This window comes from Vandammella animalimorsus (assembly GCF_002285265.1).
Classification (GTDB): domain Bacteria; phylum Pseudomonadota; class Gammaproteobacteria; order Burkholderiales; family Burkholderiaceae_C; genus Lampropedia.
The window spans coordinates 1,012,752-1,024,575 of sequence record NZ_NSJB01000001.1; the positions used below are offsets into that span (position 1 = coordinate 1,012,752).

General features: G+C 62.4%; 13 protein-coding genes and 1 pseudogene. 8 read left to right on the forward strand and 6 right to left on the reverse strand.

The features are described 5' to 3' along the window. The first annotated feature begins 70 nt into the window (after window positions 1-70). The 8 genes from CK625_RS04275 to CK625_RS04310 all read left to right on the forward strand — a co-directional run bounded on the left by CK625_RS04275 (window position 71) and on the right by CK625_RS04310 (window position 8,871). On the forward strand, window positions 71-793 hold the full coding sequence (locus tag CK625_RS04275) for a toxin-antitoxin system YwqK family antitoxin (RefSeq protein WP_095538951.1): 723 nt from the start codon (window positions 71-73) through the stop codon (window positions 791-793). A gap of 106 nt (window positions 794-899) precedes the next feature. Beyond that, complete coding sequence (gene trpB, locus CK625_RS04280) at window positions 900-2,111, forward strand: tryptophan synthase subunit beta (protein ID WP_095538952.1); 1,212 nt, start codon at window positions 900-902, stop codon at window positions 2,109-2,111. A gap of 242 nt (window positions 2,112-2,353) precedes the next feature. After that, the gene (locus CK625_RS04285; RefSeq protein ID WP_095538953.1) at window positions 2,354-3,907 is read left to right on the forward strand and encodes a DASS family sodium-coupled anion symporter; all 1,554 of its coding nucleotides are present in this window, start codon (window positions 2,354-2,356) and stop codon (window positions 3,905-3,907) included. A 332-nt stretch (window positions 3,908-4,239) separates the two neighbouring features. After that, on the forward strand, window positions 4,240-4,755 hold the full coding sequence (gene grpE, locus CK625_RS04290) for a nucleotide exchange factor GrpE (RefSeq protein WP_095539101.1): 516 nt from the start codon (window positions 4,240-4,242) through the stop codon (window positions 4,753-4,755). A 122-nt stretch (window positions 4,756-4,877) separates the two neighbouring features. Further along, window positions 4,878-6,854 carry a molecular chaperone DnaK gene (dnaK, locus tag CK625_RS04295; protein WP_275250407.1) on the forward strand — a complete coding sequence of 659 codons (1,977 nt, stop codon included), beginning with the start codon at window positions 4,878-4,880 and terminating at the stop codon, window positions 6,852-6,854. 34 nt (window positions 6,855-6,888) lie between these two features. After that, window positions 6,889-7,254, forward strand: a complete 366-nt coding sequence (locus tag CK625_RS04300) for a four helix bundle protein (protein ID WP_238945492.1) — start codon at window positions 6,889-6,891, stop codon at window positions 7,252-7,254. 14 nt (window positions 7,255-7,268) lie between these two features. Then, on the forward strand, window positions 7,269-8,405 hold the full coding sequence (gene dnaJ, locus CK625_RS04305; protein WP_095538955.1) for a molecular chaperone DnaJ: 1,137 nt from the start codon (window positions 7,269-7,271) through the stop codon (window positions 8,403-8,405). A gap of 25 nt (window positions 8,406-8,430) precedes the next feature. Then, window positions 8,431-8,871 carry an HIT family protein gene (locus CK625_RS04310; protein WP_095538956.1) on the forward strand — a complete coding sequence of 147 codons (441 nt, stop codon included), beginning with the start codon at window positions 8,431-8,433 and terminating at the stop codon, window positions 8,869-8,871. Between the two features lie 205 nt (window positions 8,872-9,076). On the opposite strand, the pseudogene CK625_RS04315 reads toward CK625_RS04310, so the two are convergent. The 6 genes and pseudogenes from CK625_RS04315 to CK625_RS13600 all read right to left on the reverse strand — a co-directional run. Next, window positions 9,077-9,280: pseudogene (locus CK625_RS04315) on the reverse strand (integrase core domain-containing protein); the annotation flags it as partial. A 95-nt stretch (window positions 9,281-9,375) separates the two neighbouring features. Next, a complete protein-coding gene (locus tag CK625_RS13590; protein ID WP_143326171.1) occupies window positions 9,376-9,675 on the reverse strand; it encodes a hypothetical protein in 300 nt (99 codons plus the stop codon). Beyond that, on the reverse strand, window positions 9,647-10,162 hold the full coding sequence (locus tag CK625_RS04320; protein ID WP_238945493.1) for a helix-turn-helix domain-containing protein: 516 nt from the start codon (window positions 10,160-10,162) through the stop codon (window positions 9,647-9,649). The genes CK625_RS13590 and CK625_RS04320 overlap by 29 nt, the downstream gene beginning before the upstream one ends. After that, window positions 10,159-10,626 carry a hypothetical protein gene (locus tag CK625_RS14070; RefSeq protein WP_238945494.1) on the reverse strand — a complete coding sequence of 156 codons (468 nt, stop codon included), beginning with the start codon at window positions 10,624-10,626 and terminating at the stop codon, window positions 10,159-10,161. Before CK625_RS14070 ends, CK625_RS04320 begins: the two co-directional genes overlap by 4 nt. Window positions 10,627-10,748: 122 nt before the next feature. After that, window positions 10,749-11,054 carry a thermonuclease family protein gene (locus CK625_RS04325; protein ID WP_343030377.1) on the reverse strand — a complete coding sequence of 102 codons (306 nt, stop codon included), beginning with the start codon at window positions 11,052-11,054 and terminating at the stop codon, window positions 10,749-10,751. Between the two features lie 115 nt (window positions 11,055-11,169). Beyond that, window positions 11,170-11,823, reverse strand: coding sequence for a hypothetical protein (locus CK625_RS13600; RefSeq protein ID WP_143326173.1), 654 nt, complete (start codon window positions 11,821-11,823; stop codon window positions 11,170-11,172). Window position 11,824 lies beyond the last annotated feature (1 nt).

The window sequence follows — 11,824 nt, forward strand, 5'->3', positions numbered from 1 at the left end:
TGCCGAAAAGAACGGCCCTGCAGGCGCAGCGCCGGCCAATGAACCATTGACTGTTTTGGGAGAAACGACCATGAAAAAAAGCCTGTATGCCATGAAACCGCGCGCCGCCCTGGCCGCCGCGCTGGCTGCCGCCCTGCCGCTGCTGGTGGCCTGCCAGAGCAACCCGGCCACCTCCAGCGCGCAAGAGCTGGAGGCCAAGACCCAGGCGCTGGCCTCGCCGGTGCCGGTGCTGGCGCTGGACGCCAAGGGCCAGGCCATCATTGCCTACTTCGGCGCGGCCGACACGCCCCAGGAAGGCCAGCTGATGCAAGCGCCGCAGGAGCGCGGCTTCTACCGCGTCTACCTGGGCAAGAACAACGCCGGCCAGCACCTGATTCAGGACAAGTACCAGTCCAACGGCGCCGCGCAGACGGACGCTTTTGCCGTCGAGGCCAACGCCAATTTGCAGGAGTGGGAAGTCATCGCCCAGGATGGCGAGATCGTCTACTACCGCCCCAGCGGCGAAGTGCGCGGGCGCACCGGCTACCGCGGCGGCCAATTGCACGGGCGCGATGTGTACTACAACAACGATGGCTCCGAGCGCTCGCTGTTCAGCTGGCGCGATGGCCTGCTCGAAGGGCCCTTCTTCGCGCGCGAGCCCGGCACGCAGCGCAGCGTCAGCGGCATGGCGCAAAACGATGAAATCGTCGACATCGGCGGCACGGATGCCCAGGGCGCGCCCCTGACGCCCGAACAGGCGCTGGATCTGCTCGAGACCTCGCTGCACGAGTGGCACAAGGACATCTTCGAGTAACCCGCCCCAGCACCACATCACGCAGGCACGGCCCAGCGCGCGCGTGCCGGCGTGATGTTCTGATGGCCCTGCGCCATCCGCACGCATTGACTGAGAAAAGGCAGCCATGAATTCGCCCACCCCGACCTTCGCCCCCATGCCCGATGCCCAGGGCTTCTTCGGCCCCTATGGCGGCCAGTTCATCCCGCCGGCGCTCAAGCAGGCCATGGACGAAATCGACCGGGCCTATGAAGACATCCGCCAGCGCGAGGATTTCCAGCAGGAGCTCGCCGAGCTGTTTGCCGATTACGTGGGCCGCCCCAGCCCGATCTTCCACGCCAAGCGCCTGTCGGCGCAGCTGGGCGGCGCGCAAATCCACTTGAAGCGCGAAGACCTCAACCACACCGGCGCGCACAAGATCAATCACTGCCTGGGCGAGGCGCTGCTGGCGCGCTTCATGGGCAAGAAAAAGGTGATTGCCGAAACCGGCGCGGGCCAGCATGGCGTGGCGCTGGCCACTGCCTGCGCCATGGTCGGCATCCCCTGCGAGATCCACATGGGGCAGGTGGATGTGGAAAAAGAGCACCCCAATGTCACCAAGATGCGCATCCTCGGCTGCAAGCTGGTGCCGGTGACACGTGGCGCAGCCACCCTGAAGGAGGCCGTGGACAGCGCCTTCGAGGAATACCTGAAGAACCCGCAGGACTACCTGTACGCCATCGGCTCGGTGGTCGGGCCGCATCCGTTCCCGAAGATGGTGCGCGATTTCCAGGCCATCATCGGCCGCGAGGCGCGTGCGCAGTTCCTGGCCAAACATGGCCGCCTGCCCGACTTTGTCACCGCCTGCGTGGGCGGCGGCTCCAACGCCATCGGCATGTTCACCGCCTTTTTGGACGATGCCGATGTGCAGCTGGTGGGCGTCGAGCCCGCTGGCGAGGGGCTGGACAAACCCGGCCGCCACTCGGCCACGCTCACGCGCGGCCATCCGGGGCAAATCCACGGCATGGCCTGCTATGTGCTGGAAGAGGCCGAGGGCGTGCCAGCGGCCGTGCATTCCATCGCATCCGGGCTGGACTATCCGGGCGTTGGCCCGCAGCACAGCTACCTCAAGGACATTGGCCGGGTGCAGTACCAGACCGCCAGCGATGAGGAAGCGCTGCAGGCCTTCATGACCCTGTCGCGGGTCGAGGGCATCATCCCGGCGCTGGAAAGCGCGCACGCAGTGGCCTGGGCCATGCGCAGTGCGGCCACGCTGCCTGCCGATCGGCACATCCTGGTCAACCTCTCCGGGCGCGGCGACAAGGATGCCGACTATGTGGCCGACAAGCTCGGGCTGTGACTTGCATCACACTTTGGGCCTGACGCCATGAACCCGCCCGCGCGGCCGCTGAACACACAGCGGCCGCGCATTTTTTGCCTGCCTGACGAGCATGGCCGCGCGCAGAAACTGCGCAGCCCGCTCAACAACCCTGCCCCTGGCCACGCCCGGCACTTAGAGTGTGTTGTGCACATACCCACAACCACAGCGCCGCCAGCGCAGCCGGCAGCAGCGTGCGCCACCGGCACAGACAAGGAGGATTCATGACCACAGCCCATGCCGCCCAGGCCCCTGCCCCTACGCCGCCTGGCAGCAAATCCCCCATCCCCATCGGCCTGTTGGCCGCGCTGGCGGCGCTGCTGCTGGTGTTGGCCCTGCCCACGCCCGAGGGGCTGTCCACTGCCGGGCACCGCATGCTGGCCGTGTTGCTGTTTGCCGTGGTGGTCTGGGTCAGCGAAAGCGTGAGCTACGAAGTCAGCTGCATCGGCATCGTGGCGCTGATTGCGCTGCTGGTGGGCTTCTCGCCACAGGTCAAGCTCGATGCGGCCAAGGCCTTCATCGCGCAGGATCCGGCCCAGCTGATCACCACCAGCAAGGCCATGGGCATGGCGCTGGCCGGTTTTGCCAGCCCGGCCTGGGCGTTGGTGGCCGGCGCCACCTTTCTGGCCGCGGCCATGAGCCACACCGGGCTGGACCGGCGCATTGCCTTGCTCATCCTCAACATCGTGGGCACCAGCACGCGGCGCATCTTGCTGGGCGTGATCGCGGTGACCATCGTGCTGAGCCTGCTCGTGCCCAGCGCCACGGCGCGCGTGGCCTGCATCGTGCCCATCATGAGCGGCATCGTGGCCGCCTATGGGGTGGACAAGCGCTCGCGCATTGCCGTGGGCATCTTCATCATGGTGGCGCAGGCCACCAGCGTCTGGAACGTGGCCATCCAGACAGCGGCGGCGCAAAACCTGCTGACCATCGGCTTCATGCAAACGCACATCGGCCAGCAGGTCTCGTGGTTCGACTGGCTGATTGCCGGCGGGCCCTGGTCGATCGCCATGTCGGTGGTGCTGTACTTCACCGTGCTCAAGTTCATGCCGCCCGAGGCCGATGAGATCCCCGGCGGCAAGCAGGCCATCGCCCACGAGCTGCAGGCCCTGGGCCCCATGCCTGGCAACCAGCTGCGCCTGCTGCTGACCATGCTGGCGCTGCTGTTCTTCTGGGCCACCGGAGGCGGGCTGCTGCACCGCATCGACACCACCACCGTCACCGCCGTGGGCCTGACGCTGCTGCTGCTGCCGGGCATCGGCGTGATCCACTGGAAGGAGGTGCAAAAGCGCGCCCCCTGGGGCACGATCTTGGTGTTCGGCGTGGGCATCAGCCTGGGCACGGCGCTGCTCAACACCGGCGCGGGCCGCTGGCTGGGCGACTGGGTGGTGCGCGCCGCCGGGCTGCAAAGCCTCTCGCCGTTCATGATCTTTGCCATCCTGGCGGCGTTTCTGATCCTCATCCACCTGGGCTTTGCCAGCGCCACGGCCATGGCCTCGTTGTTCATGCCGATCATGATCGTCATGTTCCACACCATCGGCCAGGACAACGCCGCCCTCACGCCGCAGGTGCAACTGGGCCTGTCGATGCTGCTGGGCTTTGTCATCAGCTACGGCTTCATCCTGCCCATCAACGCGCCGCAGAACATGGTCTGCCTGGGCACGGAGACCTTCACTGCCAAGGAGTTCGCCCAGGTCGGCATCGTGCTGACCATCGTCGGCTACCTGCTGATGCTGCTCATGGCGCTGAGCTACTGGCCACTGCTGGGCTGGCTGTAAGCGGCCGCGCCGACGCAGACGAGCCCAAGCCGCGCCGCGCTGCCACGCCAGGCGCGGCACTTTTGCCGCCCGGCCCTTGAAAAACCGGCCCCATGCCCCCAAACGCATGGGGACTGCGCAAATCATTTGCCAACTTGCTGCATGCAGCCCCTAGGGCAGTGGTGCATTGCAAGCCATTTTTCTTGACTTGGTCGCGCCGCATGCGGCGCGCTGTTTTTCTCTTGTCTGCCATGTCCATGCCACACGATCCCCATTCGCCCCTTTCCCCGTCCCATGCAGAGCAGCCCGAGGCCGATCTGCCCAAGGGCGCAGCCAGCGCCAGCCACGGCGACATGGGCGAGCCCGCCGACGTCAACGAGGAGCTGGCCGGCCTGTACGCCGAGATCGAGCAGCTCAAATCCAACGCCCAGCAACTGCAGGCGCTGCAAAGCAAGAACGCCGAGCTCGCCGACCAGTACCTGCGCGCCAAGGCCGATGCCGACAACGCCCGCCGCCGCGCCGAGGACGACGTGGCCAAGGCGCGCAAGTTCGGCATTGAATCGTTTGCGCAGGACTTGCTGGCCGTGGCCGACAGCCTGGACGCTGCACTGGCCATTGAAGCGGCCAGTGCCGAACAATTGCTCGAAGGCACGCGCGCCACGCAGCAGCAGCTGCTGTCGGTGTTCGAGCGCCACAAGCTCAGCCCCATCGCGCCAGAGCTGGGCAGCAAGTTCGACCCCAACCTGCACCAGGCCATCAGCGCCGTGCCGGCCGAGCAGGACAGTGGCACCATCGTCAGCCTGCTGCAAAAAGGCTATGCCATTGGCGAGCGCATCCTGCGCCCGGCTCTGGTCACCGTGGCTGCCTAAGCACCTTTTCTAAGAGGCCTGCCGCCGTCCAGGCCAGGCCACCCCAGGCACATTTTTCTCCGGCCCGGCCCTTGAAGCCAGGGCGGCCGGCCCTAGATAGCGCTCAATGCAATCCTTTGCGGATCGCGGAAAAATCAATCCAACAGGAGTCCAAACACATGGCAAAAATCATCGGCATCGACCTGGGCACGACCAACAGCTGCGTGTCCGTGATGGAAGGCAACAGCACCCGCGTGATCGAGAACAGCGAAGGCGCGCGCACCACGCCCTCCATCGTCGCCTACCAGCAAGATGGCGAAATCCTCGTGGGCGCATCGGCCAAGCGCCAGGCCGTGACCAACGCGGCCAACACCATCTACGCCGTCAAGCGCCTGATCGGCCGCCGCTTTGGCGACGCCGAGGTGCAAAAGGACATCGACAAGATGCCCTACAAGATCATCAAGGCCGACAACGGCGACGCCTGGGTCGAAGCCCGTGGCGAAAAGCTCGCGCCCCAGCAGGTCAGCGCCGAAATCCTGCGCAAGATGAAGAAAACCGCCGAGGACTTTCTTGGCGAGCCCGTGACCGAAGCCGTCATCACCGTGCCGGCCTACTTCAACGACGCCCAGCGCCAGGCCACCAAGGATGCCGGTCGCATCGCCGGGCTGGAGGTCAAGCGCATCATCAACGAGCCCACCGCTGCGGCCCTGGCCTTCGGCCTGGACAAGGCCGGCAAGGGCGACCGCAAGATCGCCGTCTATGACCTGGGCGGCGGCACGTTCGACGTGTCCATCATCGAGATTGCCGACGTCGATGGCGAAAAGCAGTTCGAAGTGCTCTCCACCAACGGCGACACCTTCCTGGGCGGCGAGGACTTCGACCAGCGCATCATCAACTACATCATCGATGAGTTCAAAAAAGAGCAAGGCGTCGACCTCTCCAAGGACGTGCTGGCCCTGCAACGCCTGAAGGAAGCGGCCGAGAAGGCCAAGATCGAGCTGTCCAACAGCACGCAGACCGACATCAACCTGCCCTACATCACCGCCGATGCCTCTGGCCCCAAGCACCTGAACATCAAGCTCACGCGCGCCAAGCTGGAGTCGCTGGTGGACGATCTGATCGAGCGCTCCATCGAGCCTTGCCGCGTGGCCATCAAGGATGCGGGCGTGAAGGTCTCGGACATCGACGACGTGATCCTGGTGGGCGGCCAAACCCGCATGCCCAAGGTGCAGGAGAAGGTCAAGGAGTTCTTCGGCAAGGAGCCGCGCCGCGACGTCAACCCCGACGAAGCCGTGGCCGTGGGCGCCGCCATCCAGGGCCAGGTGCTCTCGGGCGACCGCTCCGACGTGCTGCTGCTGGACGTCACCCCACTGTCGCTGGGCATTGAAACCCTGGGCGGCGTGATGACCAAGATGATCACCAAGAACACCACCATCCCGACCAAGCACGCGCAGACCTTCTCCACCGCCGACGACAACCAGCCGGCCGTGACCATCAAGGTCTACCAGGGCGAGCGCGAGATGGCCGCAGGCAACAAGCTGCTGGGCGAGTTCAACCTGGAGGGCATTGCCCCCGCGCCACGCGGCACGCCACAAATCGAGGTGAGCTTCGACATCGACGCCAACGGCATCCTGCACGTCTCGGCCAAGGACAAGGGCACGGGCAAGGAAAACAAGATCACCATCAAGGCCAACTCCGGCCTGAGCGAGGACGAAATCCAGCAAATGGTCAAAGACGCCGAGCTCAACGCCGCCGAGGACAAGAAAAAGCTCGAACTGGTGCAGGCCAAAAATGAGGGCGAAGCCGCGCTGCATGGCGTGCGCAAGTCCCTGGCCGAGCATGGCGACAAACTCGACGCCGCCGACAAGGAGGCCATCGAGAAAGCCGCCGCCGATCTGGAAGCGGCCCTCAAGGGCGACGACAAGGACGCCATCGCCAGCCAATCGGCCGCGCTGATGACAGCCAGCCAGAAGCTGGGCGAGAAGATCTACGCCGATGCCCAGGCCACCGCCGGCGCAGGCGCAGGCGCCACAGCCGATGCGGCCGCAGCCGGTGCAGGCGCCAAGGCGCAGGACGACGATGTCGTTGACGCCGAGGTCAAGGAAGTCAAGAAGGACTGAAAGAGGGTTGAGCGTTCGGCGTTGAGCGTTGGACGTGAAAGTGCGCAACTTCCGTGACCTGATCGCTTGGCAAGTCTCGTTTGAGCTTGCCAAGCGTATTTATTGGGCCACGGAAAACTATCCGCCATCTGAGCACTACGGGCTCAGGGCCCAGATGCGCCGCGCCGGCGTCTCCATCGCCTCCAATCTGGCCGAAGGCGCTGGCCGCTCGACCAAAAAGGACTTTTCCAGCTTCGTCACCATTGCACGCGGCTCGCTCAACGAGTTGCAAACCCAGACTCTTCTGTCCGTGGAGCTGGGATATCTCGCTCAGGCAGACGCGGCACAACTGCAAGCGCTCATCGATCGGCTCTATGGCCTGCTCAATGGATTGCGCAGCTCGCTCAACGCTGAACGCTGAACGCTCAACCATCCATGTCCAAACGCGATTACTACGAAGTGCTGGGCGTTCCCAAAAACGCCAGCGACGACGAAATCAAGAAGGCTTACCGCAAGCTGTCCTCCAAATACCACCCGGACCGCCACCAAGGCGATGAGGCCAAGGCCAGCGCCGAGGCCCGCTTCAAGGAGGGCAAGGAGGCCTACGAAATCCTCTCCGACCCGCAAAAGCGCGCCGCCTACGACCAGTACGGCCACGCCGGCGTGGACCCTAACATGCGCGGCGGCTTTGGCGGCGGCGCTGAAGGCTTTGGCGGCTTTGCCGAGGCCTTTGGCGACATCTTTGGCGACATCTTCAACCAGCGCCGTGGCGGCGGTCGGCAGGTCTACAAAGGCAACGACCTGAGCTACGCCATGGAAATCACGCTGGAGGAAGCCGCCCGCGGCAAGGATGCGCAGATCAAAATCCCCTCGTGGGAAGACTGCAGCACCTGCGAGGGCAGCGGCGCGCGCCCCGGCACCAAGGTCGAGACCTGCTCGACCTGCCACGGCCAGGGCATGGTGCAGATGCGCCAGGGCTTCTTCAGCGTGCAGCAGACCTGCCCCAGCTGCCACGGCAGCGGCAAGCGCATTGCCGAGCCCTGCTCGGCCTGCCACGGCCAGGGCAAGCTCAAGACGCAGAAAACGCTGGAAATCAAAATCCCCGCCGGCATCGACGACGGCATGCGCATCCGCTCCAGCGGCAATGGCGAGCCGGGCAGCCACGGCGGCCCGCCGGGCGATCTTTATATTGAAGTGCGCGTCAAGCCGCACGACATCTTCGAGCGCGACGGCGACGACCTGCACTGCACCGTGCCCGTGAGCATGACCACCGCCGCGCTGGGCGGCGAGATCGAAGTGCCCACGTTGGAAGGCAAGGCGGCCATCGACATCCCCGAAGGCACGCAGCCGGGCAAGCAGTTCCGCCTGCGCGGCAAGGGCATCAAGGGCCTGCGCTCAAGCATTGCCGGCGACCTGTACTGCCACATCCAGGTGGAAATCCCGGTCAAGCTCACCGAATTCCAGCGCAAGACCTTGAAGGAGCTGGACGATTCGCTGAAAAAAGGCGGCGGCAAGCACTCGCCCAGCAGCCAGTCCTTTGCCGACAAGTTCAAGCGCTTCTTCGGCGGTTGAAGCCCTCCATCATCACCGTCCTGCCATGCCTGAATTCGTCGACACCTCGCCGCCTGGCGTCTGCATTTTCTGCAAGCTCGCCGCAGGGGAAGTCCCTGCCGCCCTCGTCTACCAGGATGCGCTGACCCTGGCTTTCATGGATCTGGGCCAGGTCACGCCCGGCCACGTGCTGGTGGCCAGCCGGCGCCACGCCGTGGACTTGTTCGAGCTCACGCCCGAGGAATGCGCCGCCGTGATGCAAAGCAGCCAGCGCGTGGCGCGCGCCGTGCAGGCGGCCTTCCAGCCCAGCGGCATGACGCTGCTGCAGGCCAATGGCCGCAGCGGCGGACAGACCGTGTTTCACTTTCACATGCACGTCGTGCCCCGCCACGAGGGCGACGGCGTGGGCCTGATCTGGCCGCGCCAGGAGCCCGGCCACGAGGTGCTGCAGGACTACGCCCGCCGCATCCGCGCCGCCATGGCCTGAGTACCTGTCGGGCGTCGGCCAAATGGCTGCCGCCCAGCAAGCCGCGAGAAGAGGGCCGGAACATCCGGGGCGCATCCTCTCACAACCCGGCATTGCCTTGCCTTCGCTGCCGCGCTCCGACACATCCGCTGCGCGGCGGTTTGGTGTGTTGATGGGCAGGGGCGTATTCAAACCAGCTTTTTTGTCAAACAAACATAGTTCTTGGCTAGGTGTGAAGTGTCAAGAGGTTGTTTCTCGGCGTGGGAAGTCGGCTCATGGGAAGTAGGCGGCCGATGCCATGGTGCGGTCGGTGCCAGTTGTAGTGGTGCTGCCAGCTGAGCAGCGCCTGGATGCGTCGGGCTGAGTTCTGGTAGCTCCAGCCGTATGCCCACTCGCGCAGGGCCGACTGAATGAAGCGCTCGACCTTGCCCTCGATACGCGTCAGTCTCTCGCGCATGTTGAGGGTGTGGGTTTGCATTGCTGCATTATGGACGTCTTGTACGCGCATTGTCCATGTCATGGGCCTTACTGCTTGCGCTTTCCTTTGGCGGCTGGTTTGCGTTTTTCCGGTAGGGGATTGAGCAAGGCCGCATCAAAGACCAGAGGGGTATCGTCTGGCGCGTTTGTGGCGTCAACCAACGCCAGTTGATTGAATGCCAGCATGTGCGCAGGGCGAGGCTTGCCATCCGCAGCGCCCCGAAAGGTACCTGCCGATATTTCCACATTGACTGAAAATGCCCACCTGCCCTGGTGGATTTTTGCGTCTTTGAGCATCAGCCGCATCAGATTTTCAACATCAAAGATAAATTCTTTCTTTTCTTTCATGGCTAATGACTTTCGTGGAGATTTCAATCATGCTTGGCTGAACCACATCATGAAGCCGCATGTATTTATCATCTAATTTTCTGGCTATCTTAGCTTTGACCTGGCGATTTGCATCAAAGACGTCCTTCTCGTATTTCGTTCTAAGCTCCCAAATCTGCGGAATCGGCTTTTCATCCAAAGACCTGAAGACGATCTCCACCTGAATATTTAAAGCATCGGCAAATTCAAATAGCGTGGTAGCTGTTGGGTTGGCATCGCCGCTGAGTAATCGGGTGATGCGACCTTTGCTGACGGACATCTTTTCCGCCAACTCGGCGCGCTTCTTGCCAGACCAAGCCAAGGCGGCGGCCATATGTGCGCCAAGCCGTTCCAACCTAACCTGATTGGCAGTTGGAGGCCCTAATTCTTGGAATAGCGTCAACAGGCTTTCATATGCTTGCTGTATGTCATTGTCGTCGCGCGCAACACTTGTTTTTTCTGCATTCACTGCAGCTGCGCGGACTGCCGCAATTTGGCGACTCGGTCGCACATGCGCTTTTGATCGCCCTTGCTCAGTTTGTCTACTCTTTTGCATAACAAGCCTACCAAAATCAGCTGGCGGCACTGGCCGTAAACGAAATAAATGCGTGTGCTGCCAACCAATCGCAACCGGAATACAGATGTTCCGCTTGAGCACACAAACCCAGTGTGGAGCTGTTTGTCATCAAACAAGTCACTGAGCAATTGCCCTGTTGCGGTGAATTCCTGCAGTTTTCGCAACGCAGTTTGCATCGCCTGCAGGTCTCTTTGGGACGCCAAGGCTTTCATGTCATCGAAAGCCCAGCAACTGACTTGACGCCCATCATCATCTTGCTCAACGCCAATCATTGGCCGCCAAGAAAGCTGATGGAGTTCTGGCTCGTAGGGCGGGCCGGGGTATCCGGTGCTGAGCGGCTTCAGAAAGACTGGCATGTTACCTTAAAAGTTAACTAACTGCGCTAACTTTTTTTAGTTACGTAATGAAACCCATTGGCTTGACATCATGCCCCTTGTAGCAGAGTGCCATGTGCTTTAGCTATCGCGCCCGCTGTAAGCTACGCCACTCCCACGGTGGCACGGGCCACAGCATCGGTCCACAGGCCGCGCCTGGCAGCCTTGGCTGCATCCTGCTGATACCGATATAGCCAGCCGCGATCCTTGGCGTACCACTCAAACACCCAGGCCATGCCGCTGCTGACCCGGTGCGAAGCCACATCCTGCCCCTGGCACCCCACATCGGCCACCCAGCGCTTGTATCGGTCGGTGCTGCGCTGGGCGATCTTGGCCTGCTGCTGGTGGCACAGCTCGGTCAGGCTTTGGCGAGACCGATTGCCCCAGGGTTGTTTTTTCCGGCGCGTCAATCGCGGCAACGCGCACCCGCACCTGCTGATACTGACCGGGCTGGCCGCAGCGGGCTGTGAGCGTGTCGACGTCGCTGATGGCTACGATCAGGCAGATGGAAAGCAGCATTTCCTCTTACTTGCCAGACTTGTTGCACGCAATCTTACCCTTCCAATAGGCAATTGAGCCATCCACAATTGGCCCCCATTTATCAGGGTTGCTTTTCTCAAGGTCTTGCTTTGTCTCGCCTTCAGCGATATATCGAGTCAGGTTCTTTTTACAATTAAACTCTCGCCTTGTATATACAAGATAAATTTTCCCCTGCCTTTCCGACGAAATTTCTGCAATGTCTCCCTTTCTCTTGATTGAAAGGATCTTGTGTGTCGCACCAGGATCGCTTGGAATTACAAAAGATTTATTCAACCCAATCTTAGAAAGATTCTTTTCGCTCAAAATTTCTTGCGAATTTGCCTGCGCCAAGCAAGTTCCAAAAGATGCGGCTGAGAGAAACAAGAAGGAAGCGATTTTTGTTTTCATGAACATGAAGCGATTAGGCGGCATCAGCCACCTGGTTGTTGAAAGGACAGATGGCATTATCGGCCGCATCGATGCTGCGCGGGCGATATTTGAAGGTGGCTTTTCGCTCTCGCTTTCCTCGGTCTGGCCGTTGACTGCGCCCCAATGACTGACGCCTGATCTGGCCTGAGCCTGCTCTTTCAAAGCCTTGGCCTGGCTTGGAGCGCCGCAAAGCTGCCCGAAAGCACTGCTGCCGTGCTGAAAAGCAAGCACC